The following is a 23,885-nucleotide window of genomic DNA, read 5'->3' as shown; positions in this document are numbered from 1 at the left end:
TTCACTTCATGACCGATGTAGCGATCAAGATTTGCGGGATTTCGACCCCGGATGCCCTCGATGCAGCGATAGCGGCGCGCGCCGACTTCGTAGGGCTGGTGTTCTTTCCGCCCTCCCCCAGGCACGTCGATGGCCACGCCGCAGCAGCACTGGCTGCGCGTGCGGGATCCGCTATCGGGCGCGTGGGCCTTTTCGTGGGCGCGGACGACGGCCTGATCGGAGAAAGCGTCAGGGCTGGCCGCCTCGATGCAATCCAGTTGCATGGCGAGGAAACGCCGGAGCGCGTGGCGCAGGTGAAGGAGCGCTTCGGGCTGCCGGTCTGGAAGGCAATTCCCGTCGCGACGGCAAGGGATGTCGAACAGGCCAGGCCGTACGAGGGGGTTGCCGATCTCCTGTTGTTCGATGCGCGGACGCCCAAGGATGCAGCCCTACCCGGTGGCATGGGGCTCAGCTTCGACTGGTCCCTGCTGTCTGCATGGCGTGGCAAGCCAAGATGGGGACTGGCAGGCGGGCTTTCTGCCGCAAACGTGGCAGATGCGCTGGGGCGGACTGGCGCGCCGCTGCTCGACACCTCCTCGGGCGTCGAAAGGGCGCCCGGCCGGAAGGACCCCGAAATGATCCGCGCCTTCTGCAAGGCGGCGCGCAACGCTTGACGCGCTGCACAATCCTGCTATGCGCGCGCCTTCGCTAATTGGCTCCGCACCCCGGTGAAGCGGTAGCCGCGCTGGAACACTGTTCCAGTGGTGCGATGCCGGGTTGAATGGCTACCGCAGGGGTAGCTCAGCAATTTGAAGGAAAGACTTATGTCGAAGCGCAAGAGCGCCAAGTACAAACTCGACCGCCGGATGGGTGAAAACATCTGGGGTCGTCCGAATTCCCCGGTCAACAAGCGTTCCTACGGCCCCGGCCAGCACGGCCAGCGCCGCAAGAGCAAGATGAGCGACTTCGGCCTGCAGCTGCGCGCCAAGCAGAAGCTCAAGGGCTACTACGGCGACGTGACCGAGAAGCAGTTCAAGCGCACCTACAAGGAAGCGTCGGCCATGAAGGGCGACACCGGTCAGAACCTGATCGGCCTGCTCGAACAGCGTCTCGACATGGTCGTCTATCGCGCCAAGTTCGCTCCGACCATCTTCTCCGCCCGTCAGATCGTGAGCCACGGCCACATCTTCCTCAACGGCGTGAAGACCAACATCGCATCGGCCCGCGTAAAGGTCGGCGACGTTGTCAGCCTCGGCAGCAAGGCAAAGGACATGGCTCTCGTCATCGAAGCGCAGAGCCTGCCCGAGCGTGAAATTCCCGACTATGTCGCGCCCGACGGCACCGACAAGGTGACTTTCACCCGCGTGCCGAAGCTCGACGAAGTGCCCTACCCGGTCACGATGGAACCGAACCTGGTCGTCGAATTCTATTCGCGCTGATCACTTCGCCAACGAAACACGAAAAGGGCGGTCCCGCGGGGCCGCCCTTTTTCATTTCGATTGGTCGCATTTTCAAAAGGTTGCGGGAACCTGACGGTGGGCGCGCGTTGTGTTCCTTGCTATGGTTTTCTACCGCTTCCTCACGCGCAATCGCGTCGGCAAATGGTACGCATCGCTGACTGATGCGCAGCGCAACGCAAACGAGATCGGTGCGGGATTCACGGGCCCCGGCGGCAGTTTCACCGCCTATCGTGGGACGATACTCGAAATGCAGGACCAGCCCGGTCAGCGCGAATGGGCGAAGCGCAAGGACCAGTAGATCATCGCAAGGATGATTGCGGTGATCAGGCCGCCCCAGAACCAGTAAGGCAGGAAAAGCGCCTGCGCGATGTGGCCGGTGTCGGACAATTGGGGCCGCCCACCCAGCATCCCGCCCTCGCTGAACAGATAGCCGAAATCGCGATAGATGCTGATGCAGCCCTGCACGCCAAGGAATTGCACCGCGAAATGGCGTTGGTTCGCCTTCGCCTTGAAAGCCAGCCACAGGCACGCAAGCCCGACAGCAGGTAGGATCAGCCAACCGGTCAGGGACCGCACCCAGATCAGCGTCGAGACCAGCAGGACTACGCCCAGCACCGCCAATGCGTTTCGCGTGGCGCGCTGCGTACGCGAGGAGAGGATGAGCGCACATCCGGCGAAAGTGGGGCCAAGAAGCCCCGCCGCGGCGATTAACGCGCTCGACAATCTGGACGGCTCGCCTTCGGACAAGTGTGCCGCATAGCCCGAGCCGTTGGGGAAAATGACGAGGCGCTCGAACTCATGACCAAACGCCATCGCGGCAAGGCCGTGGCCCATTTCGTGAAACCACGTTGACAGGATCGTGAACGGGTAAAGCAGGTATCCTCCGTAGGGCGAGTGCCAGAGGAGGATCGTGACGATCGCCATGACGACCAGCGCAGTAATCTCATTCCGGTCGTTCGAGGGAAGCCCTCCGCTTGCACGCCATCTGGTCATGTTGCGCCTCTAATCTTCATCAGGCGGGAATTTCCTCGCCGTCGTAGGCAAAACACTTTCCGCTATCGGTCGGTCCAAGCCCATCCAGCACTTCCAGCAGCCTTGCCGCAGAATGGTCCGGCGTGAACAGCTTGCCCTCCGGGACATTACGCTGGAAGGGCTGGCTCAAACGCGTGTCGACCGTGCCGGGATGGAGGCCGACGCAGAATGCCTCAGGCTTCTTTCGCGCCAGTTCGATCGACAAGCTCCGGATCATCATATTGAGCGCAGCCTTGCTCGCCCGGTAGGCATACCAACCCCCCAGGCGATTGTCGGATATGCTCCCGACCCTTGCCGAAAGCGCCGCAAATCCAGCGCGACGTTCATCCGAAAGGAGCGGCAGGAAATGCTTCGCCACCAGTGCCGGCCCGGTGACATTAATCGCAAAGTTTCGCGCGAGATTTTCCGCGTCCAGATGACGCCAGTCCTTTTCGGGACCACTCCCCTCCTCGTGGAGAAAACCTGTGGCGACGAACACGAGATCGAGTGGTCCGCTCTCACCCGCCTTCGCTGCCGCCTCGGCAATGCTGGTTTCGTCCTCCAGATCTATCTTCACGTCACCGCCCGAACGACCCAGACGGATGACCTCGACCCCGTCAGCTTCCAGCCTGTCGGCAATCGCCGCGCCAATGCCGCCGGACGCGCCGATCACAGCTGCGCGGCGCCACGTCACTGCTTGGCGGCTCCGAAGTAATTCCTGCGGAAGTCAGAGGCGAAGGCCGCGAAAGCGCCCGCAGCGATAGCGTCACGCATGGCCTGCATCAGCTGCTGGTAAAATGCGATATTGTGTTCGGTCATCAGCATCGCTCCGAGGATTTCTCCCGACTTCTGCAAGTGATGAAGATAGGCGCGCGAATAGGTAGAGCAAACCGAGCAGGCGCATTTCTCGTCCAGCGGTCCGGTGTCTTCGGCAAACCGCGCATTGCGAAGGTTCAAGGGGCCATGCCAGGTGAAAGCCTGTCCGTTTCGACCCGACCGGCTCGGCAAGACGCAATCGAACATATCGACCCCGCGCTCTACCGCGCCCACGAGGTCGTCGGGCTTGCCGACGCCCATCAGGTAGCGCGGCCGGTCCTGCGGCAGTTGGCCCGGCGCGAAATCGAGCGTGGCGAACATCGCCTCCTGCCCCTCACCCACTGCAAGGCCGCCGATCGCGTAACCGTCGAACCCAATGTCGGTGAGTTTTTCCGCGCTGATCTTGCGCAATTCCTCGTCGAGAGCGCCCTGCTGGATGCCGAACAGGGCCGAACGCTCGGCGTGCTCTCCACCTGCGTCGAACCCGTCGCGGCTCCGCTTGGCCCAGCGCATCGACATTTCCATGCTCGCCGCGATTTCGTCACGCGGGCGATCGGCGCGCGGACATTCGTCGAAGGCCATCACGATATCGGACCCGAGCAATCGCTGGATTTCCATCGAACGTTCCGGTGTCAGCATATGCTTCGAGCCATCGATATGGCTGCGAAACTCTACGCCTTTTTCGGTCAGTTTGCGCAGATCGGACAGGCTCATCACCTGATAGCCGCCGCTATCGGTGAGAATCGGACGATCCCAGTTCATGAACTTGTGCAGACCGCCAAGCCGGGCAACCCGCTCTGCACCGGGGCGCAGCATAAGATGGTAGGTATTCCCGAGGATAATGTCCGCGCCCGTCGCTCGCACGGTCTCCGGCTTCATCGCCTTGACCGTGGCGGCGGTACCTACCGGCATGAACGCAGGCGTGCGGATGTCGCCGCGCAGCATGGAGATGCGACCGGTGCGCGCGGCCCCGTCGGTCGCATCGATCTTGAAGTCGAACCGGCTGGCCATTTCAGAATCCATAGATAAGCGTGGCGCGGGTCAGCGTGTCGGTCGAGACTTTCCCGACCGGCGGATTGCTGTCGTAATCGATCTGGTACGACAAGCGCGAACGGAGGCGGTCGCTGATCTCGAAATCGAGACCGCTGATGAAGGTCAGGCTGGTGTTCGATCCATCGACGATCAGCTGCGCTTCCCCGCCCGTTTCGGCCAGCGCATTCGCGTCCTGCGTGAAAGAGAGACGCTCGAAAATCTGCCAGTCGAAATCTAGCCCTGCCAGAGCCGCAATGCGGTTTTCAGTCCGGCCATCGGTATATTCGGTCACCCGATAAGCCGGGCCTGCCTTCACCGACAGGGCGAGCGTTTGGCTGTCCACCAGCTTGTAACCGATCCCGCCCGATACGGCGTACCTACCGGAAAAACCCTGAATCTTGTCGCGCTCGTACTGGGCGAGGCCGTAAACGAACATCCGGTCGTTGAACTGCCAGCGAGGTTCGTAGGCGAGGAGGTATTGCTCGCGGCTCGTCTCGCCGTTCTGGCGCTGGTAGTCGAGTCGCGCGCGCAGGCGGTGACTCCAGTCGATGCCCTCGCGCTTCATCTTGAGCGAGGCTGCAATGCCGACGCTGTCAGTGTTGCCGGAAGACTGGAAGCCGCCGATCTCGCCCTCGCCGGACCACAGGTCGAGCGGGCCGGCGTCCTTTATCGTGGCGATCCGCGCCTGCTCGGCCGCGGCAGTGCGTTCGGCAAGCGTGGCCTTCCAGCCGTTCTCAAGCTTGTCGATTTCGCTCGCATCGTCCGGAAAGCTCGAGCGGGCGACCGATATCACGGCATCCACTTTGGCCGCATCGCCGGTCGCGATGGCGTTTTCGATCATTGTCCGGGCGGCTTCGGGAAGCTCGGCGCTGGCGGGCACAGCCAGGCACCCGACCAAAAGGGCTATCAGCATATGACGCAGGTAATTCATGGCGCCCGCGCCTAGCGCGTCATGCGCGCAGTCGCCAGCCCGTCTTGAAGATATAGGCGATCACGGCGGTACACGCCGCCAGGAAGGCGAGCGTGATCCCGAAGCTGATCCAGATATTCACATCGCTGCTGCCGTAGAAGGTCCAGCGAAGCCCACTGACGAGGTAGACGATTGGATTTGCCAGCGCGATCGTGTCCCAGGGCTTAGGCAGCATGTCTATCGAGTAGAAGGTGCCGCCGAGGAAAGTCAGCGGTGTGAGAAAAAGCATCGGGATGATGCCCAGCTTCTCGAAATTATCGGCCCAGATCCCGAGGATGAAGCCGAACAGGCTAAAGGCAGCGGCCACGAGCATAATGTAGATCACCGCGAGCAGCGGGTGCGCGATCGAATAGTCGACAAACAGCCGCGCGGTCAGGAGGATGATCGCAGCAAGGATAAGGCTCTTGGTCATGGCCGCGCCGACGAAACCGATTAGGGTCTCGCCCACACCGACAGGCGCGCTGAGCAATTCGTAGATCGTGCCTGTGAAGCGCGGCATGTAGATGCCGAAACTGGAATTGCTGGTCGTCTCGCCCAGCAAGGTCAGCATCAGCAGGCCAGGGATGATGAAGGCGCCGTAATCCACGCCGCCAAGGTCGGGCATACGCCCTCCGATGGCCGCGCCGAAGACGATGAAATACAGCGACGTGGTCAAGACCGGCGCAAGGACCGACTGAAAGGCCGTGCGCAGGAAGCGCATCAGTTCACGCGTGTAGATTGACCAGGTCGAGCGCCAGTTGATCATGCCGCCTCCTCGTCTTCGCCAAGCAAGGTGACGAAAATGTCTTCCAGGCTGCTCTCGCGAGTGTCGATACCGGTGTAATCGATCCCGGCCGCGATCAGGGCTTTGGTCAAGGCTGCGACCTCTTCCTTGCCCTTCCCCGTCCCGTCGCCGCCGCGATAGCAGATCGCATTTCCGCCATCCTCCAGCTCGACAGGAAAGTGTCCGAGCGATGCCGGCAGTGTTTCCAGCGGTTTGGCGAGCGTAATGTGTGCTTCTGTTCTGCCAAGGCGGGACATCATGGCGTCCTTCTCGTCGACCATCAGGATCCTGCCGCCACTGATGATCCCGACGCGGTCGGCCATTTCCTCGGCTTCTTCGATGTAATGCGTGGTCAGGATCACCGTGACCCCGCGCTCGCGCATCTGGTCGATGATACGCCACATGCCCTTGCGCAATTCGACGTCCACACCGGCAGTAGGCTCGTCGAGGAACAGGAGGTCGGGCTCGTGCGCCAGGGCCTTGGCGATAAGCACGCGGCGCTTCATTCCTCCCGACAGGGCCATGATCCGCTCTTCGCGCTTCTCCCACAGGCTGAGAGAGCGCAGGATTTCCTCGATCCGGTCCGGATCCGGCGCAAGGCCGAAGAGCCCGCGCGAATAGGCGACCGCACGCTTCACCGGCTCGAACATATCGGTACTCAGTTCTTGCGGAACGAGGCCGATACGGCTGCGCGCTCGCCGCCATTCGGTCGCCAGATCGTGTCCGAACACGCGCATCGTGCCCGAGGTCGGTCGGACCAGTCCGCAGACTGCGCCGATCAATGTCGTCTTGCCCGCTCCATTCGGTCCGAGCAGGGCAAAGATCTCGCCCCGGCGGATGGTCAGGTCGACATTGTCGAGCGCCTTGAGGCCGCCAGGGTAGACCTTGGTCAGCCCATCGAGTTCGAGGATCGGGTCGGAGATCAGAATCGCGCTCCTACTCGGCCAGCGCAGACATGGCAGCGGGATCGATATACTGGATGTACGCCATCAGAGCCTGCATGGCTGCCGGGTCCATCATCAGCTCCGCCATCGCGATCTCGCCAAGCCGACCGCCTGCAGCCTGCATTCCCATCCGGTCGCGGCTTTGCATGACCACCTTGGCCTGCGCCATGCAGTCCTTGGTGAGCAAACGCGCAAAGAGATCGGCCATCTCGCGATCGACCTGCTCCTTCGCGCCCGTATCGACTTCGACCAGCCCTTCCATGATCGGCGAGGAAGCCATACTGCCTGCCATCCAGCGAGCAACCAGGGTGCGATCGCTGCCGGTAGTTTTGTCGACCAGGCACTGCCCCAGCTTGGCCGAAGCCTCGTTCGGCGCTGCAACCATGCTTTGCGCCGCGAGCGGCGTGCTGATGGCGAATGCAGCAGCGGCTGCAAGACCAGTGAATTTCATTGCGTCCCTCCGTTGAGATGAGGTCGCGATTCGAACCTCGCGCTCACCATAGGCCAAGGATCGGGAGTGCCAAGTTCGGACTGCGGACGGATCCCCGTATCAGGGGATCAGCAGCGACGAATCGCCGTAACTGTAGAAACGATATTCATTGGCAATCGCATGGGCATAGGCAGCCATCATTCGTTCTCGGCCCATTAGTGCGCTCACCAGCATCATGAGTGTCGATTTGGGAAGGTGAAAATTGGTCATCAGCCCGTCGACCGCGCGGAACTTATATCCGGGCGTTATGAAGATGTCGGTGTCGCCTGCGAACGCGCGGATCACGCCATCGGCCTGCGTCGCGCTTTCGAGCAGGCGAAGACTCGTCGTTCCGACGGCGATAATCCGCCCACCAGATGCGCGCGCGGCGTTGAGCCGCTCCGCAACCTCGGGTTCGATCCGGCCCCATTCCGAGTGCATGGCATGATCGTCGGTATCCTCGGCCTTTACCGGCAGGAAGGTCCCAGCTCCGACATGGAGGGTCAGGGTTTCCCGCCCGATACCGGCGTCATCCAGCGCGGCCACGAGTTCAGGCGTGAAGTGCAGCGATGCCGTCGGAGCTGCCACCGCGCCGTCTTCGGCGGCGAACATGGTCTGGTAATCCTCGCGGTCCTGCGCATCGGTCTCGCGCTTTCCGGCGATGTATGGAGGCAGGGGCATCCGGCCTGCGCGTTCGAGCAGGACCTCGACCGGCTCATCCCCCTGGAATTCCAAGACGAAAGATCCATCGGCCAGTCGCGCTTCGGCAATGGCAGAGACACCTCCGCCGAATTCGATCAGATCGCCCGCCCGCACGCGCTTGGCATTGCGGATGAACGCCTGCCACCGCCGCAGGTCGACGCGCTTGTGAAGGGTCGCGCCAATCTTCGCCTCGCCGCGGCGGCCCTCGAGCTGTGCCGGAATGACGCGGGTGTCATTGAAGACCAGAATATCGCCAGAATTAAGCAGGGACGGAAGATCGCGTACGCCGCAATCGCGCATCCTGGCATCGGCGCCCTCCACGACCAGCATACGGGCTGCGTCGCGCGGGCGCGCCGGACGCAAGGCTATGCGTTCAGGCGGCAAATCGAAATCGAACAGGTCTACCTTCATCGCCAGCGCCTCTAAACGCATGGCGGGTTCAGGAAAAGCGCTTAACCGATCGGCGCGTTGAGATCGTCCGCAGTAACCTCGGGATCGGCCATGATACGCGGAGCCGCCGGAACCGGACGATTGTCAGCCGCGATCGAAGCCTGGAGGATGCGAGTCGGGTCCTGCGGCGGTTCGCCGCGATTGATCGCGTCGACTGCGGCCATGTTCGAAATCACGCGCCCGAAATTGGTGTAGCGCTTGTCCAGGTTGAAACGCGGGTAGAAGACGATGAAGAACTGGCTGTTCGCGCTGTCTTCATCGGCCGCACGGGCCATCGACACGGTACCGCGTACGTGCGGCATGATGTTGAACTCTTCCTCGAGGTCGGGAAGCTCCGAGCTGCCCTGGCCGGTGCCCGTCGGATCGCCGGTCTGCGCCATGAAGCCGTCGATCACGCGGTGGAAGATCACGCCGTCATAGAAACCGGCGCGCGCCAGCGTCTTGATACGCTCGACATGGTTGGGCGCCCAGCTCGGCATCAGGCGGATTGCCACCCGCTCGCCATTGGACAGGTCGAGCAGCAGGATGTTCTCCGAATCTTCCTGCACGCTGTAATTGATCGGCTGGAAGGGGGCGCGCGCAGCCGGAACTTCGGCATCCTGCGCTGTCGCGGTAAGCGGAGCGAAAGCCGTCAGGGCGGCGGCAGCAAAGGCAAGCGAGGTCTTGAGCATCGGGTTTCCGTCGAATTGTCTGGTATGCGAAACACCCTAGCGAGCGCGCGCTGTCGGTTCAATGAATAGCTTCGGCAGGATCAATAGTCGCCCAGCCGACCCTTTTCATCCACACGCTTGACGACATCCTCGCAAACCGCCTGGCTCACGAAGGGTGTGATATCGCCGCCGAACAGGGCGATTTCCTTCACCAGCTTTGACGCGATCGGCTGGAGCGAAACGTCGGCCATGAGGAATACCGTCTCGATATCGTCGTCGAGCTGCTGGTTCATGCCCGCCATCTGGTACTCGTATTCGAAATCGGCGACGGCCCGCAGTCCGCGGATGAGCACGTTAGCGCCCATCTTCTGGGCGAATTTCACGAGCAGTGCGTTGAACCCGACGACTTCCACATTGTCGAGACCCATGCGTGCGATCTCTCGCTCGACCATGGCGAAGCGTTCTTCGTTGGAGAACATCGGGTTTTTCGAGGGATTGGTCGTCACCCCGATTATGAGCGTGTCGACCAGCTTCGATCCGCGGCGGATGATGTCCGCATGGCCGAGCGTGATGGGATCGAAAGTCCCCGGATAAATGCCGATACGTTCGCCCATCAGTGATCCCTCTTCACGACAAATCGCGCAAGTTCAACGAGCAGTGCTGCGTCCGAACCGTGGCTGGCAAGGTGCTGCCCCGCTTGTTCGACCAGCATTTCCGCCTGTGCGCGTGCGGCATCGCGGCCCATCAGGGTCACGAATGTCTGCTTGCCCTGGCCTTCGTCCTTGCGGAGCGCTTTCCCGGCCTTTTCCTCGTCGCCTTCAACGTCGAGAAGATCGTCGGCGATCTGGAAGGCAAGTCCGATGTCGCGTGCATAAGCGCGCAGGTGGGTGCGGCCTTCGGGCGGGATGCGGCCAAGGATCGCGCCCATTTCGACACTGGCGGCAAGCAGGGCGCCGGTCTTGAGCTGTTGCAGGCGCGTCACCTGGCGCAGATCGTAATTCTGTTCGTCGGAAACGATGTCCATCATCTGGCCGCCAGCCATGCCTTCATGGCCGCTTGCCTTGGCAAGAGCGGCCACCAACTCTGCGCGAACAAAGGGATCGTTGCTGGTGTCGGGCATGGTCAGGATGTCGAATGCCAGCGCGTGGAGGCAATCGCCAGCGAGGACCGCCGTCGCCTCGTCGAACTGCTTGTGCAGCGTAGGCTTTCCGTGACGCAGGTCGTCATCATCCATGCAGGGAAGGTCGTCGTGGATCAGCGAATAGGCATGGATCGCTTCGACGGCGCAGCCTGCATTGACGGCGGCCTGGCGCGTCACACCGAAAAGCTGGGCAGTGGCGCAGACGAGCAGCGGGCGGACACGTTTGCCCCCTCCTATCGCGGCATAGCGCATCGCCTCTACCAAGCGCGCCCGCGTGTCCTGCGGCACGGGTAGAAAGGCATCGAATGCCCCATCGACCTCGGCCTGGATTTGATCGAACGCGTTTGCAAGAAGATCGGGCATTGCGGTCATCGCGTTCAGGCCTCAGCTTTCCGCATCGAAAGGTACGGTGCCCGATGGCTTCCCGTCGGCTCCCTGCACGATTTTTTCGATCCGGGCCTGCGCTGCATCCAGCCGTGCCTGGCACGCCTTGCGCAATTCTTCGCCGCGTTCGTAGAGCGCGATACTTTCGTCGAGCGGCACTTCCCCGCTTTCGAGATTACGCACAACACCTTCAAGGGCGCGGAGCGCTTCCTCGAAACTCATTTCGCCGATCGGCTTGTCTAGACCCTCTGTCATATAGGGTGAGCATTGACGGGGCGCAGCCGCGCGGTCAAGAACATGGAAAAACTGGGGAGCGGATATGACGTGGATTATCGCATTCGTTGCAGCGGCACTGGCTTTCGGGGCGCTGGACGCACTGTGGCTCGGCTGGGCCGGGAATAACTTCTATCGTCCCAGGCTCGGTGACATGCTTGCGGACAGCTTCCGGATGGGCCCGGCGCTGGTGTTCTACGCCGCCTACGTGGCCGCTATGGTCTGGTTTGCAGTCCGCCCCGGCCTCAGCGCCGGGCTCGGCAGCGCGGCGCTCAACGGAGCATTGCTCGGTGCGATCTGCTACGCGACCTACGACCTCACGAACCAAGCAACGCTAAAACAGTGGTCGACCACGGTCACCATCGCCGACATCATCTGGGGCGCGTTCGCCACGTCGGTTGCAGCAACCGTCGCCACCTACGCCGCGAGCAAACTCGCCTGAAGGAGGCAGCGGCTCCATGTTCATAGGTCATTTCGCACCGGCTTTTGCCGCGTGCGCCATCACGAGCGAAGCCCCGAAGCTGGGCACGCTGTTCATTGCCGCGCAGCTGGTGGACTGGGCCTTCATGGCCTTCTTCATGGTCGGCATCGAGCAGGCGCGGATCGAACCCGGCATCACGGTAATGAGCCCGCTCGACCTCTATCATATGCCCTATACGCACAGCCTGCTCGGCACAGCGGTCTTTGCGATAGGCTTTGCAGCGGTGGTCGGAATTATCTTGCGCAACGCAGTGGCTGCCACCTGGGCCGCGATCGTGGTGATGAGCCACTGGGTTCTCGACCTCCTGGTCCACCGTCCCGATCTCACGCTCGCAGGAGGGGACGAAAAGCTTGGCTGGGGACTGTGGAATTACCCGTGGATCGAAATCCCGCTCGAGCTGGGAATAACCCTTGGCGCATTCATCTGGTTCATGCGTGCAACCAAGGGACCGATCGTACCCCCGCTGATCCTGATCGGCTTCATGCTGGCCTTCCAGCTCGTCAGCTGGTTCGGCCCGCAACCCACGGAATATTCGATAGCCTTGCCACTGACGGCGCTCTTCGCTTTCGGCTTCCTCACGGCGCTCGCATACTGGGTCGGCACGACACGCTGGCACCGCAACGAGGTCGGCCTGGGAGTGGCAAGCCCACCATTGTGGTAGCCGAGCATATTGCGCCTCGGCGCGCAGCACCGTAAGGGCGCGGGCCATGAGCGAAATCACCCCAGACGTCGTTGCCCAGCATGGCCTTTCCGAAGAAGAATACGAGCGCGTCCTGAACGCCCTTGGACGAGAGCCGAACCTCGTAGAACTCGGCATCTTCTCTGTCATGTGGAGCGAACATTGCTCCTACAAGTCCAGCCGTCTGCACCTGAAAAAACTGCCGACAGAGGCGCCGTGGGTAATCTGCGGACCGGGCGAGAACGCGGGCGTGATCGACATCGGCGACGGACAGGCCGCCATCTTCAAGATGGAGAGCCACAACCACCCGAGCTACATCGAACCCTACCAGGGTGCAGCAACCGGCGTCGGCGGAATCCTGCGCGACGTGTTCACGATGGGCGCGCGCCCGGTAGCAAATGCGAATGCGCTGCGTTTCGGACGGCCCGACCATCCGAAGATGAAGCACCTCGTGCAAGGCGTGGTCGCGGGCATCGGTGGCTATGGCAATTGCGTCGGCGTCCCGACAGTGGCTGGCGAGACAAACTTCAACCCGGCCTATGACGGCAATATCCTCGTCAATGCGATGACGGTGGGCGTCGCCGATGCGGACAAAATTTTCTACTCGGCCGCGACCGGCGTCGGGAATCCGATCGTCTATGTCGGTTCGAAGACCGGCCGCGACGGCATCCATGGCGCGACCATGGCCAGCGCGGATTTCGAGGAAGACGCCGATGCCAAGCGCCCGACGGTGCAGGTCGGCGACCCCTTCACCGAAAAGCTGCTGATCGAGGCCTGCCTCGAACTGATGGCGACCGATGCCATCGTCGCGATCCAGGACATGGGCGCAGCCGGCCTCACCTCCTCCAGCGTTGAAATGGCGACCAACGGCAAGGCCGGTATCCGCCTCGACATGGACAAGGTGCCGTGCCGCGAAGAAGGCATGACGCCCTATGAAATGATGCTGAGCGAAAGCCAGGAGCGCATGCTCATGGTGCTGAAGCCCGGCAAGGAAGAAATGGCGGCGGCCATCTTCGAGAAGTGGGAACTCGATTTCGCTGTCATCGGCGAGGTCACCGACACGCGTCACATGGTGCTGGAATTCGGCGGCGAAGTGGTGTGCGACATTCCGCTCGGCCCGCTCGCGGCAGATGCGCCCGAATACGACCGTCCGTATCTTTCGAAGGAAGAGTACATCGCCTGGGCCGGGATCAAGCCGATGGTCGATCGTCCCGACACCAGCGACGTCGGCGGGGACCTGCTCACACTACTGGCCTCCCCCAACCTGTCCTCGCGCAGCTGGATTGCGGAGCAGTACGACAGCCAGGTTGGCGCGGATACGCTCCAGACCGGCGGGGATGCAGGCGTCGTACGCGTTCACGGCACGAAGAAGGCGCTTGCAATCAGCACCGATTGTACGCCGCGTTACGTCCACGCGGACCCTTACGAAGGCGGCAAGCAGGCAATCGCGGAAGCATACCGCAACCTGTGCGCAGTCGGCGCGCGTCCCCTCGCCGTCACCAACTGCCTCAACTTTGCCAACCCGCAGCGCCCTGAAATCATGGCGCAATTCGTCCATGCGCTCGACGGCATGGGTGCAGCTTGCCGCGCGCTCGACTTCCCGATCGTCTCCGGCAACGTCAGCCTCTATAACGAGAGCAAGGCGACCGGCGGCGGTAGTGCGATCCTGCCCACCCCGGCTATCGGCGGTGTCGGCCTGATCGACGATTACGCCAGGATGATGACCATGCCCTTCAAGGCCGAAGGCGAAGCGATCTACCTCATTTGGCCGGAAGAATGGGCGACGCCCGATCCGGAACGTTCGCATATCGGCAAATCGCTTTGGCTTGCCAAAATCCATGGCCGCGACGAAGGCCGCGCACCGCCGGTCGACCTGACGCTGGAAAAGAACGCGGGCGAAGGCGTGCGCGAACTGATCGAAGCAGGATTGGTCAGCGCGGTACACGATGTTTCCGATGGCGGTCTCGCCGTGGCGCTCGCCGAAATGGCCATGGCCAGCGGCATGGGTGCCGAAACCATCGGCAATGACGACTATACGCAGGCGCAATGGTGGTTCGGCGAAGACCAGGGCCGCTATGTCATTACCGTTCCCGATGCAGAGGCGTTCAACGCCTATCTCGCCAAGGGCACCGAGAACGAAGACACCGCCCGCGTCGGTTTCCGTCGGCTCGGCACTGTCGGCGGCAACGAGCTGTTCGGCGTTCCGGTGACCAAGCTGCGCGAGGCGCACAAGAGCTTCTTCAGCAAGTGGATGGAGGGCTGAGGCGGCGCCAATGGCGCTGCTGCAGATTGCCCTCCACTATGGCGGGCACTGGCTCGTCCCCTACCTGATCGCCCGCATCCTGTGGGCGAACAACTGGCTGCGCGCCGGGCTGGTCATCGCTTCGGCAAATCTGATTGATCTCGACCACTTGCTGGCCGACCCAATGTTCGATCCGGAACGGTGCAGCATCGGCTTCCACCCGCTCCATGGCTGGATTGCGGCTGGCGTCTATTGCGTAATGCTGCTGGTGCCCAGGTGGTGGGTTCGCGCTTTCGCCGTGGGCGCGCTATGGCACCTTGCAGTCGACCTGGGCGATTGCGGCATGCAGGACTGGAGTTGATTCGATGAGCGCAGGATATTCGGACACACCCCTGGCGAAGAAGCTGTCCCTGAGGGACGGAATTACCGTGTGGTTCGACGGCATGCCCGAAAGCATCATCGACGAGATCGATGAATACGCACTGGAACTGACATTCGTCCCGGGGCCGGAAGCCGGACCGGACGCGGCCCATATCTTCGTAACCGATCAAACGGCTATGGAAGAGAAGCTGGCTGTGCTTCGCGATGCGATTTCGCCCGATGGCCATGTCTGGGTCAGCTGGCCGAAACAGGCATCAGGCGTCGCGACCGAAATCGATGAACACTCGGTGCGCGAAGCTGGGTTGGCGCTGGGGTTCGTGGACACCAAGAAATGTGCAGTGGACGAGACCTGGTCGGGCCTCAAATTCGCTATCCGCAAGGAGTTGCGCTGAAGATCAGGCAGCCTGCTGCTGCGGCGGCATGATCTGGTCGTCGGTAAGGCCTTCGTCGCGCATGATTTCAAGGCAGCGGAAATAGGTCTCGGGCTTGCCGACATTCAGCCGCTTGCGCGCGACTTCGATGTCCTCGCGCATCACTTGCTCGACATCTATATGCGCCAGCTTCTTCGCCGCCTTGCCGAGCCGGCGGCCTTCGTTGATCGCAGCAAAGATCGGGGCGGAAGTTCCCGTACCCTTCTTGATTTGGCGCGCACCGGCATAGGCGATGAACAACACGCCGGGATTGAGGTTCTGTTCGTAGCTGAAGCCGAGCAACGCGGCCTCTCCCAGAGCATCCCGCCCGTAACCAGTCAGGATGTGGAAGAGGTCGTGCGTGTCGCGCAGGCGGCAGAAATACCATTCCGTCAAATCGTCATGGCGATTCTCCGGCGGATTGAACCTGTGCGATTCCGCCACCAATCCAGCGGCGGACAAGCCCTCGCGCTTCATGAAGGAGATGTATTTCGCGGCCACCGTGTTCGGTCCGCAATCGGCCCAACGCTCGTGATTGTCGAGCATTTGTGGGATATCGGTTCCATTTTCGAGAAACCGGCGCCCCTCTTCGGACTGCACGAAGTTCCACGCCTGCAGGTGGCTGCGCTTGCCCTTCAGCGACTCGATAATGTGAAACACCTGCGCGGTGTCTTCCTTGTCGGCAACGAGCTTGCGGAAATGCCGCCACGCCTTCAGCGGACGAATGCCGCTGGTCTTGCGGTCCGGATGAACGAGTGGTCGATCAGAAAGTGCCATGCGAGACTCCATTGCAGGCAGCAACTTACAATACTGTAAATTGCCTGTCCATGTAACGGGTTCCCTTTCACCGCCGAAACAGGAATAGGAGGGGTCATGCTTGATCACGAGACAGTACCCTATTCCCTGCATACGATGGACGATGCGCAGCGTATCGAGCGCGCGCGTTCGATGCGCGACAGGTTGAAGGAGCGGCGCACCTGCCGGTATTTTTCCGACGCGCCAGTTCCGCGTGAAGTCATCGAAGCCGCGATCGAGGCGGCAGGCACGGCTCCCAATGGCGCAAACCACCAGCCGTGGCATTTCGCGGTGGTTTCATCGCCCGAGAAGAAGCGCGCCATTCGAGAAGCCGCCGAATCCGAAGAACGCGCTTTCTATTCCGGCAAGGCGAGCGAGGAATGGCTCGAGGCGCTTGCCCCGTTGGGGACCGACGCCGACAAACCGTTCCTGGAAACCGCGCCCTGGCTGATCGTCGTCTTCGCCCAGCGCAAGGGCGGTATTGCCGAAGACGGGAAGACGCAGAACTACTACGTCAACGAAAGCGTAGGGATCGCCTGCGGAATGCTTATCGCAACGCTCCACGACGCGGGCCTCGCGACATTGACGCATACCCCGTCCCCGATGGGATTCCTTCGCGAAATCTGTGAACGGCCGGAGCACGAGAAGCCCCTGATGGTCGTAGTTGCCGGCCTTCCCGCAGAAGGCGCAACGGTCCCAAAACACGCTCTCGACAAGAAGCCCCTGTCGACGATCAGTTCTTGGCTTTGACCCGTCAGGCCTGGCGCGCCAGGAGTTTGTGCGGGTCGATATTCTCGTCCTGCCAGATCTCGTGGCAGCGGCGATAAGCTACCGGTTCCGAGAAACCCAAGGTCTGGCGGGCGTGATGCAGGTCCATCTGCAGGACCTCGCGGATGGGATGCCCGATCAGCCCGGCGCAACCCTTGCCCGCGCGGCGTGCTTCGCGTGCAGCATCGATGACGGGCGCCTGCGTCTGCACTGCCTGCCTGATCTTCAGTGCGCCGGAGTATCCGAGAAGCAAGTGTGCCGGGCTCGGCGAGTGGCCGTGCGTGAACAGGAGGATACACGCCTCTCCCAGCGTATCACGGCCATAGCCGGTCATTACGTGAAGCAGATCATGCGTATCGCGCTGTCGCCAGCCGAACCATTCGATCATATCCCCATAGATCGGTCTGCCGGACCATGTTCCCTTCCTCGCCAGCCCTTCCGCAGTCAGGCCCTGCTCCTCCATGAAATCGCAATAGGCCTGTCCGACCGAACCGGTGGGCATAGCGCGCAGTGCGGCGTGATCGTCCAGAATGTACGGAAGGTAAGGCTCCGACTTGCGGAGCATTTCGCCATGATCGGTCAAGGCCAAACGTTCGGCGTCAGGTTCGAAATGTTCGGAAGGTAGGGCGTCGTAGATATGGAAGACATGCGAGGTGTCTTCCTTGTTTTCGACCAGTTTTCGGTAGTGGTGGAGCGCGCGCCGCAGATTGCGCTTGCGATGCGGTCGTGCCGGGTGCCGGAACGGAATTCCGTCTGCAGCATGATCCACGCCCGGTCCGGCCATATGAGTAACGTCGACTACCATCTTTGATCCCGAATAGGATGGTAGCGCAGTATTGGTGATCTCTATTGGATGGATGCGCCAAAGAATCGTTTCAATTTCAGCCTTCTACCCATTCGGTTCGCGCAATCCCTAGAAGAGATAGCAAAACTGTAAGGTCCTCGCTGACTATTCGGCCGCTTGCGGCATCCCGCGCCTTGGGCTTGGCGCGGTACGCTACGCCGTAATCCGCAGCGACGATCATGGGTATGTCGTTGGCCCCGTCCCCGGTCGCCAGAACCCGCGCACCCTGGCCCAGTTGGCCACGCTCTTCTTCCAGCGTTGCAAGCTTCGTCGATGCATCGCTGACGGGCCCTGCAAGCTTTCCGGTGAGCTTGCCGTCGGAGACAGCGAGGCGATTGCCGACCACTCGGTCGAAGCCGAGCATCTCTGCCACCGGATCGGCGAAATGATGGAACCCTCCGGTGACAAGGACAGGGCGGCAGCCATGGCTTCGCAGGGTCTGGACCAGAGTGCGCGCACCCGCGACGGGGCGAATGCGTTCATCGAGACATTGCTGGATAGCCGCTTCATTCAGCCCCTCCAGCAGTGCGACGCGTTCCCTGAGCGCTGCTTCGAAATCGAGCTCGCCACGCATCGCGCGTTCGGTGATTTCGGCGACATGTTTCTTGATCCCGGCATAGTCAGCCAGCTCGTCGATGCATTCCTGCCCGATCATCGTGCTGTCCATGTCTGAAACAAACAGGCGCGGGACTTCGATCGCATGATCGGCCACCAGCATATCGCAATCGCCGAAACTTTCGGACAGGACGCGCGTGACGGTGTCAGCCTGCCCGTCGGGGAAAGTGATTTCGAGTACTTCGCCGCAGAAATTTAGCATGGCAGCGGACGCCAGCGGCATTCCCGCCTCTTCCAATCCGGCCCGCGCTTTTTCCAAGCGGGTTTCCAGGCCTTCCTGCTCTGCTATCAGTCGCGCAATGAGCACTGCCTATTCTCCTGAAGAACCGTCACTTGAAAAACCGGTGGCGCTCATCGCAGGGCCGACCGCAAGCGGCAAGAGCGATCTGGCGGTGCGCCTTGCGAAAGCCATCGAAGAAGGCGGCGGACGCGGCGTCGTCATCAACGCCGACAGCGCGCAAGTCTATTCCGACCTCAAGGTCCTTTCGGCGCGGCCCGACGAGGAAGAGATGCAGGGCGTCGAACACCGCCTTTACGGTGCATGGAACGGTGCGACCGCCTGCTCGGCAGCGGATTGGGCCGGAGCGGCCAAGCGCGAAATCGCTGCGCTTCATGCTGAACGCGCTGTTCCGATATTGTGCGGGGGCACCGGATTGTACCTACGCACTGTTCTGGAGGGCATCGCACCAGTACCTTCTATCGCTCAACATCTACGTGACGAGGTCCGAGCACTATCTCAAACAGAGGCGCGCGAGGCTCTTGAGGCAGAGGATCCGGAAGCCGCATCACGTCTTGCCCCGGCCGATGTTGCGCGAACCACCAGGGCCCTGGAAGTGGTGCGCTCGACGGGGCGGACGCTCAAGGAATGGCAAGCCAGCAAGACCGGAGGGATCGGCAAGGACATCCACCTCTCCCCGCTCGTGCTGCTGCCCGACCGGGAATGGCTGTACGAAAGGTGCGATCGCCGCTTCGTCATGATGATGGACGACGGTGCGCTGGAAGAAGTCGAACGCTTGCTTGCTAGAGACCTCGATCCGCAACTGCCCGTCATGCGCGCCATCGGGGTGCGGGAAATCGCCGGCTATCTCAAAGGCGAACTATCGCGGGATCAAGCCATCGTCGCTGGCCAGATCGCGACACGTCGGTACGCAAAACGGCAATACACCTGGTTCAGGCACCAGCCGCCGGAAGCATGGCCGCGTACGAGTAACATTAATGACGCTTTGGCGGATGATTTTGTTTCTTTGTTACGTAAATCGGCTTGACAACGCGCTATTCGTTACTCATACGGAGGCTCCTGTCGGCCCGGTGCTATGACCCCAGCGCCGGGCCGATTTGTGACTGAAGTGGAGGAATACCCGTGTCGGAAGAGCGCAGCGGCGCCGCAATCCTGATCGAATGCCTTAAGCGGCAGGGTGTCGAATTCGTGTTCGGCTACCCTGGCGGAGCCGTGCTGCCGATCTATGACGAGCTGTTTGCGGACGACGGTATCCGGCACATCCTCGTGCGCCACGAAGCAGGCGCCGCCCATGCGGCGGAAGGCTATGCACGATCGACCGGCAAGCCGGGTGTGGTGCTCGTCACCAGTGGACCCGGAGCAACCAACGCTGTGACCGGCATCGCCGATGCCTACATGGACTCCATTCCCATGGTGGTGATTACCGGACAGGTCCCGACGGGCCTGATCGGTACCGACGCTTTCCAGGAAGCCGACACCGTGGGCCTCACACGCCATTGCACCAAGCACAACTACCTCGTGAAGGATCCCGAGCGCCTGCGTGCCACGATCGAAGAGGCATTCCGCATCGCCACGACGGGTCGTCCCGGTCCGGTCGTGATCGACATTCCAAAGGACGTCCAGATCGCGCTCGCAGCATGGGGGGATCAGGATGATGCGCCCCTTCCCTCGCATCGGTACCAGCCCGAAGTCGATGGCAGCGCGAGCGAGATCGAGCAGGCGATCCACATGCTGGCCCAGGCAGAACGACCGATCTTCTATACCGGCGGCGGCGTCATCAACGCCGGGCCGAAAGCGACCGAGCGCCTGCGCCAATTGCAGAAGGCAACCGGCGCGCCCGTAACCAGCACTCTCATGGGCCTCGGGGCCTTCCCGGCAGACCATCCCGATTGGCTCGGAATGCTTGGCATGCATGGCACGTACGAGGCCAATATGGCGATGAATCGGGCCGATCTCATCATTGCGGTGGGAGCCCGTTTCGATGACCGTGTGACCGGCCGGCTGGACGCTTTCGCCCCCCAGGCAAAGAAAATCCACATCGACATCGACCGCGCACAGATTAACAAGATTGTGCCCGTGGACCTCGGCATCGTGGGCGATTGCGGCAATGTGCTCGACCAGCTGCTGCAGGAATGGGGAGCGCGCAAACCTAACGACCTGTCGGAATGGCAGGCGCGTATCCTCGGCTGGAAAGCACGCGATTGCCTTGCCTATCCGGAACGCTCCGATGCGATCATGCCGCAAAAGAGCATCGAACGCCTGTTTGCCCTGACCAAGGACCGTGATCCCATCATCACCACCGAAGTCGGCCAGCACCAGATGTGGGCGGCGCAGTATTTCGGCTTCATGGGCCCGAACAAGTGGCTCACCAGCGGCGGCCTCGGCACGATGGGCTACGGCCTCCCCGCAGCCATCGGCGCACAGCTTGGTAATCCCGATGCGCTCGTGATCGACATCGCTGGCGAAGCGAGCATTCAGATGAACATCCAAGAGCTCGGCACGGCAAGCCAGTTTCGCCTGCCCGTTAAGGTGTTCATCCTCAACAACGAATACATGGGCATGGTCCGCCAATGGCAGGAACTGACCTATGAAAGCCGCTATTCGAATAGCTATTCCGACAGCCTGCCCGATTTCGTGAAACTGGCCGAAGCTTATGGCTGGAAGGGGATCCGGATCGAGGACGAAAGCCAGCTCGACGCGGGGATCGAGGCGATGCTCGCCCACGATGGTCCGGTGATCGTGGATTGCCAGGTGGCAAAGGACGCCAACTGCTTCCCGATGATCCCCAGCGGCGCAGCGCACACCGAAATGCTGCTCTACGGCGACCAGGTCGGCGGCACGATGGACGACGAAGCAAAGGCGCTTGTCTGATGGGTATGCACATGAAGATCCCCAACCAATTCGCTCAGCGCGCCGAACGAAAGAAGTGGTTCGCGCGTGAAGATGCAGAACGTCTGCTCGACTGGATCGAGGATGACGGACACCGTTTCATCGGCATGGATGTGGCCGAAAAGCGCGAAGACGGCAGCTGGGTCCTGTTGCTGGACCAGCTAGACCTGTCGCGTCAGACCGACAATTTCGAGGCAGTGCGCCGAGGACGCGATTTCCTGCGCGATTACGACGGCGATGGACGGATGTTCGAACCTGTCTGGCAGGAGCGCCAGCCGTGAAAATCGCGCAGCAAGCAAGCGAACGACACGTGCTGAACGTGATCGTCGATAACGAACCGGGCATTCTCGCCAAGATCACCGGCCTGTTCACCGCCCGCGGCTACAATATCGACAGCCTGACCGTGGCTGACATTTCCGAAGACCACGCGATCAGCCGGATCACAATCGTCACCAACGGCCCCGAGCCGGTGATCGACCAGATCCGCGCGCAGCTTGAAAGGCTGGTGCCGGTTCACAAGGTCATCGACCTGACCGAACATGGCGCGCACGTCGAACGCGAATTGGCGCTGGTAAAGGTTGCCGGAAAGGGTGACGACCGAGTGGAGGCATTGCGAATCGCAGAGCTTTTCCGCGCGAATGTCGTCGACACCACGACACAGAGCTTCGTTTTCGAACTGACCGGCGCGCCGGACAAGATCGACAGTTTCATCGTCCTGATGCGTGAACTCGGCCTCGTAGAGGTCGGCCGCTCGGGGATCGTTGGTATGATGCGCGGGCCAGACCGCGCCTAATATGGGGTTAGAAATGCAAGTTTATTACGACGCCGATTGCGACCAGCAGCTGATCAAGGACAAGAAGGTCGCCATTGTCGGTTATGGCAGCCAGGGCCACGCCCATGCACAGAACCTGCGTGACAGCGGCGTCGGCGAAATCGTCATTGCCCTGCGCGAAGGCTCTGCAACGGCGAAGAAGGCCGAAGGCGCAGGGTTCAAGGTCAAGACTGTTTCGGAGGCTGCCGAATGGGCCGACGTGCTGATGATCCTCGCACCGGACGAGCACCAGGCGGCGATCTATGCGAACGAAGTGGCGGGCAAGATGCGTCCCGGGACAGCCCTTGCCTTTGCGCACGGCCTAAATATCCACTTCGGCCTGATCGATCCGCCCGCAGACGTAGACGTCATCATGATTGCCCCCAAGGGGCCCGGCCACACGGTGCGAGGCGAATACATCAAGGGCGGCGGCGTGCCGTGCCTCATCGCCATCCACCAGGAAAGCAATCAGTCGGGCGGCAACGGCTTCGCCAAGCAGCTGGCCCTTTCTTATGCCAGCGCGGTCGGCGGCGGCCGCTCAGGGATCATTGAGACCGACTTCAAGGAAGAGTGCGAAACCGACCTCTTCGGCGAACAGGCGGTGCTGTGCGGCGGGATCACCCACCTAATCCAGGCCGGTTTCGAAACGCTGGTCGAGGCTGGTTACGCGCCCGAAATGGCCTATTTCGAATGCCTCCACGAAACCAAGCTCATCGTCGACCTGCTCTATGAAGGCGGCATCGCGAACATGCGCTACTCGATCTCGAACACGGCGGAATACGGCGACATCAAGACCGGCCCGCGCGTCATCACGGAAGAGACCAAGGCCGAGATGGGCCGCGTCCTCAAGGACATCCAGTCGGGTCGCTTCGTGAAGGACTTCGTGCTCGACAACCAGGCGGGACAGCCCGAACTCAAGGCCAGCCGCAAGGCCGCAGCCGCGCATCCGATTGAGAAGACCGGAGCGCAGCTTCGCGCCATGATGCCGTGGATCGGTGCCAACAAGCTCGTCGACAAAGAACGCAATTAGTCGAAAATCCTTTGCATTTCAGCGCGATAAGGAGAGGGTGAGGTCATGACAGACCTTGCCTTCTCTTGCGCGTGCGGCACCGTGACGGGTGTCGTGACAAATGTCGGCCCCGGTGAAGGGGACCACGTCTATTGTCACTGCACCGATTGCCAGTCCGTGCCCAAGTTTCTTGGTGCCGAAGTCCGCATCCTGGACGAGGCTGGTGGGACCGAGCTTTACCAGACCCGCTGCGCGAGGCTGGCATTCCAGTCGGGCAAGGACCAGCTTGCCGGTCTTTACATGACCGAAAAGCCGACATTGCGCTGGTATGCAAAGTGTTGCGACACGCCGATGTTCAATACCTACGCGAACGGGAAGCTCCCCTATACCACCGTCCTTGTCGCGAATTGCGATGCGAGCGGCCGATCGGCATTGGGTCCGGTGCGGGGACACCTCTTCTTGGAAGACGCTCCGGGCGACACCGAAGGCCTGAAACCGCTTTCCAGGAACGTCCTGCTGCGCAGCTTCTTCAAGCGCCTGATCCGGGATATTTTCTCCGGCGACCGCAGGCGCAATCCGCTGTTCGATCCGGCGACATTGCAGCCGATAGCCACTCCGCGAAGGCTCACACCGGAAGAACGCCGCACACTCGGTTAGAGTGATCGGATTTTCGTGTCGC

General features: G+C 61.6%; 30 protein-coding genes. 15 read left to right on the top strand and 15 right to left on the bottom strand.

What is annotated here, in order from left to right:
- Positions 1-8: 8 nt before the first annotated feature.
- The 3 genes from CVE41_RS13200 (at position 9) to CVE41_RS13190 (ending at position 1,737) form a co-directional block, all read left to right on the top strand.
- Entirely contained in the window at positions 9-653 is a 645-nt protein-coding gene (locus CVE41_RS13200; protein ID WP_100261067.1) for a phosphoribosylanthranilate isomerase, read from the top strand.
- Positions 654-803: 150 nt separating this feature from the next.
- Positions 804-1,418, top strand: coding sequence for a 30S ribosomal protein S4 (rpsD, locus tag CVE41_RS13195; RefSeq protein ID WP_100261066.1), 615 nt, complete (start codon positions 804-806; stop codon positions 1,416-1,418).
- Between the two features lie 109 nt (positions 1,419-1,527).
- Positions 1,528-1,737, top strand: coding sequence for a hypothetical protein (locus tag CVE41_RS13190; protein WP_232725710.1), 210 nt, complete (start codon positions 1,528-1,530; stop codon positions 1,735-1,737).
- Here the strand turns inward: CVE41_RS13190 and CVE41_RS13185 are convergent.
- The 12 genes from CVE41_RS13185 to CVE41_RS13130 form a co-directional block, all read right to left on the bottom strand.
- A complete protein-coding gene (locus CVE41_RS13185) occupies positions 1,704-2,432 on the bottom strand; it encodes a M50 family metallopeptidase (RefSeq protein WP_100261064.1) in 729 nt (242 codons plus the stop codon). The genes CVE41_RS13190 and CVE41_RS13185 overlap by 34 nt on opposite strands.
- Before the next feature lie 19 nt (positions 2,433-2,451).
- Positions 2,452-3,144, bottom strand: a complete 693-nt coding sequence (locus tag CVE41_RS13180) for an SDR family NAD(P)-dependent oxidoreductase (protein WP_100261063.1) — start codon at positions 3,142-3,144, stop codon at positions 2,452-2,454.
- On the bottom strand, positions 3,141-4,277 hold the full coding sequence (gene tgt / locus CVE41_RS13175) for a tRNA guanosine(34) transglycosylase Tgt (RefSeq protein ID WP_100261062.1): 1,137 nt from the start codon (positions 4,275-4,277) through the stop codon (positions 3,141-3,143). The genes CVE41_RS13180 and tgt overlap by 4 nt, the downstream gene beginning before the upstream one ends.
- A gap of 1 nt (position 4,278) precedes the next feature.
- Entirely contained in the window at positions 4,279-5,229 is a 951-nt protein-coding gene (locus CVE41_RS13170) for a DUF481 domain-containing protein (RefSeq protein WP_100261061.1), read from the bottom strand.
- 19 nt (positions 5,230-5,248) lie between these two features.
- The gene (locus tag CVE41_RS13165) at positions 5,249-6,013 is read right to left on the bottom strand and encodes an ABC transporter permease (RefSeq protein WP_100261060.1); all 765 of its coding nucleotides are present in this window, start codon (positions 6,011-6,013) and stop codon (positions 5,249-5,251) included.
- The gene (locus CVE41_RS13160; protein WP_100261059.1) at positions 6,010-6,954 is read right to left on the bottom strand and encodes an ABC transporter ATP-binding protein; all 945 of its coding nucleotides are present in this window, start codon (positions 6,952-6,954) and stop codon (positions 6,010-6,012) included. The genes CVE41_RS13165 and CVE41_RS13160 overlap by 4 nt, the downstream gene beginning before the upstream one ends.
- Before the next feature lie 13 nt (positions 6,955-6,967).
- The gene (locus CVE41_RS13155) at positions 6,968-7,426 is read right to left on the bottom strand and encodes a hypothetical protein (protein WP_100261058.1); all 459 of its coding nucleotides are present in this window, start codon (positions 7,424-7,426) and stop codon (positions 6,968-6,970) included.
- Positions 7,427-7,525: 99 nt separating this feature from the next.
- Positions 7,526-8,557, bottom strand: coding sequence for a tRNA preQ1(34) S-adenosylmethionine ribosyltransferase-isomerase QueA (queA, locus tag CVE41_RS13150; RefSeq protein WP_100261057.1), 1,032 nt, complete (start codon positions 8,555-8,557; stop codon positions 7,526-7,528).
- 41 nt (positions 8,558-8,598) lie between these two features.
- Entirely contained in the window at positions 8,599-9,267 is a 669-nt protein-coding gene (locus CVE41_RS13145; RefSeq protein ID WP_100261056.1) for a peptidylprolyl isomerase, read from the bottom strand.
- A gap of 80 nt (positions 9,268-9,347) precedes the next feature.
- Positions 9,348-9,860, bottom strand: a complete 513-nt coding sequence (gene coaD / locus CVE41_RS13140) for a pantetheine-phosphate adenylyltransferase (RefSeq protein ID WP_100261055.1) — start codon at positions 9,858-9,860, stop codon at positions 9,348-9,350.
- Entirely contained in the window at positions 9,860-10,750 is an 891-nt protein-coding gene (locus tag CVE41_RS13135) for a polyprenyl synthetase family protein (protein ID WP_100261536.1), read from the bottom strand. Before CVE41_RS13135 ends, coaD begins: the two co-directional genes overlap by 1 nt.
- Positions 10,751-10,771: 21 nt before the next feature.
- Complete coding sequence (locus CVE41_RS13130) at positions 10,772-11,026, bottom strand: exodeoxyribonuclease VII small subunit (RefSeq protein ID WP_100261054.1); 255 nt, start codon at positions 11,024-11,026, stop codon at positions 10,772-10,774.
- Between the two features lie 64 nt (positions 11,027-11,090).
- On the opposite strand from CVE41_RS13130, the gene CVE41_RS13125 reads away from it, so the two are divergent.
- The 5 genes from CVE41_RS13125 to CVE41_RS13105 are packed head-to-tail and all read left to right on the top strand — an operon-like array spanning position 11,091 to position 15,219.
- Positions 11,091-11,486 (top strand): DUF2177 family protein, encoded by a 396-nt coding sequence (locus CVE41_RS13125; RefSeq protein ID WP_100261053.1) that lies wholly within the window; start codon positions 11,091-11,093, stop codon positions 11,484-11,486.
- A 16-nt stretch (positions 11,487-11,502) separates the two neighbouring features.
- The gene (locus CVE41_RS13120) at positions 11,503-12,186 is read left to right on the top strand and encodes a hypothetical protein (protein ID WP_100261052.1); all 684 of its coding nucleotides are present in this window, start codon (positions 11,503-11,505) and stop codon (positions 12,184-12,186) included.
- A 46-nt stretch (positions 12,187-12,232) separates the two neighbouring features.
- Positions 12,233-14,467 carry a phosphoribosylformylglycinamidine synthase subunit PurL gene (purL, locus tag CVE41_RS13115; RefSeq protein WP_100261051.1) on the top strand — a complete coding sequence of 745 codons (2,235 nt, stop codon included), beginning with the start codon at positions 12,233-12,235 and terminating at the stop codon, positions 14,465-14,467.
- A gap of 10 nt (positions 14,468-14,477) precedes the next feature.
- The gene (locus tag CVE41_RS13110) at positions 14,478-14,807 is read left to right on the top strand and encodes a DUF6122 family protein (RefSeq protein ID WP_100261050.1); all 330 of its coding nucleotides are present in this window, start codon (positions 14,478-14,480) and stop codon (positions 14,805-14,807) included.
- A gap of 4 nt (positions 14,808-14,811) precedes the next feature.
- On the top strand, positions 14,812-15,219 hold the full coding sequence (locus tag CVE41_RS13105; RefSeq protein WP_100261049.1) for a DUF3052 family protein: 408 nt from the start codon (positions 14,812-14,814) through the stop codon (positions 15,217-15,219).
- A gap of 3 nt (positions 15,220-15,222) precedes the next feature.
- Here the strand turns inward: CVE41_RS13105 and CVE41_RS13100 are convergent, their stop codons facing one another.
- Positions 15,223-16,014 carry a Coq4 family protein gene (locus CVE41_RS13100; RefSeq protein WP_100261535.1) on the bottom strand — a complete coding sequence of 264 codons (792 nt, stop codon included), beginning with the start codon at positions 16,012-16,014 and terminating at the stop codon, positions 15,223-15,225.
- A gap of 96 nt (positions 16,015-16,110) precedes the next feature.
- On the opposite strand from CVE41_RS13100, the gene CVE41_RS13095 reads away from it, so the two are divergent.
- On the top strand, positions 16,111-16,782 hold the full coding sequence (locus CVE41_RS13095; RefSeq protein WP_100261048.1) for a nitroreductase family protein: 672 nt from the start codon (positions 16,111-16,113) through the stop codon (positions 16,780-16,782).
- A 4-nt stretch (positions 16,783-16,786) separates the two neighbouring features.
- Here CVE41_RS13095 and CVE41_RS13090 read toward each other — a convergent pair whose 3' ends face one another.
- Both CVE41_RS13090 and serB read right to left on the bottom strand, forming a co-directional pair.
- Positions 16,787-17,605, bottom strand: coding sequence for a Coq4 family protein (locus CVE41_RS13090; RefSeq protein ID WP_100261047.1), 819 nt, complete (start codon positions 17,603-17,605; stop codon positions 16,787-16,789).
- A gap of 76 nt (positions 17,606-17,681) precedes the next feature.
- Complete coding sequence (serB, locus tag CVE41_RS13085) at positions 17,682-18,566, bottom strand: phosphoserine phosphatase SerB (protein ID WP_100261046.1); 885 nt, start codon at positions 18,564-18,566, stop codon at positions 17,682-17,684.
- On the opposite strand from serB, the gene miaA reads away from it, so the two are divergent.
- The 6 genes from miaA to CVE41_RS13055 all read left to right on the top strand — a co-directional run bounded on the left by miaA (position 18,559) and on the right by CVE41_RS13055 (position 23,863).
- Positions 18,559-19,524 (top strand): tRNA (adenosine(37)-N6)-dimethylallyltransferase MiaA, encoded by a 966-nt coding sequence (miaA, locus tag CVE41_RS13080; protein WP_100261045.1) that lies wholly within the window; start codon positions 18,559-18,561, stop codon positions 19,522-19,524. The genes serB and miaA overlap by 8 nt on opposite strands.
- Before the next feature lie 95 nt (positions 19,525-19,619).
- On the top strand, positions 19,620-21,368 hold the full coding sequence (ilvB, locus tag CVE41_RS13075; RefSeq protein ID WP_100261044.1) for a biosynthetic-type acetolactate synthase large subunit: 1,749 nt from the start codon (positions 19,620-19,622) through the stop codon (positions 21,366-21,368).
- On the top strand, positions 21,368-21,667 hold the full coding sequence (locus tag CVE41_RS13070) for a hypothetical protein (RefSeq protein ID WP_100261043.1): 300 nt from the start codon (positions 21,368-21,370) through the stop codon (positions 21,665-21,667). Before ilvB ends, CVE41_RS13070 begins: the two co-directional genes overlap by 1 nt.
- Complete coding sequence (ilvN, locus tag CVE41_RS13065; protein ID WP_100261042.1) at positions 21,664-22,179, top strand: acetolactate synthase small subunit; 516 nt, start codon at positions 21,664-21,666, stop codon at positions 22,177-22,179. The genes CVE41_RS13070 and ilvN overlap by 4 nt, the downstream gene beginning before the upstream one ends.
- A gap of 13 nt (positions 22,180-22,192) precedes the next feature.
- The gene (gene ilvC, locus CVE41_RS13060) at positions 22,193-23,227 is read left to right on the top strand and encodes a ketol-acid reductoisomerase (protein WP_100261534.1); all 1,035 of its coding nucleotides are present in this window, start codon (positions 22,193-22,195) and stop codon (positions 23,225-23,227) included.
- A 45-nt stretch (positions 23,228-23,272) separates the two neighbouring features.
- Complete coding sequence (locus CVE41_RS13055) at positions 23,273-23,863, top strand: DUF6151 family protein (RefSeq protein WP_100261041.1); 591 nt, start codon at positions 23,273-23,275, stop codon at positions 23,861-23,863.
- Positions 23,864-23,885 lie beyond the last annotated feature (22 nt).

This window comes from Qipengyuania seohaensis (assembly GCF_002795865.1).
Taxonomy (GTDB): Bacteria; Pseudomonadota; Alphaproteobacteria; order Sphingomonadales; family Sphingomonadaceae; genus Qipengyuania; species Qipengyuania seohaensis.
This window is presented reverse-complemented; position numbering and strand designations above follow the sequence as displayed.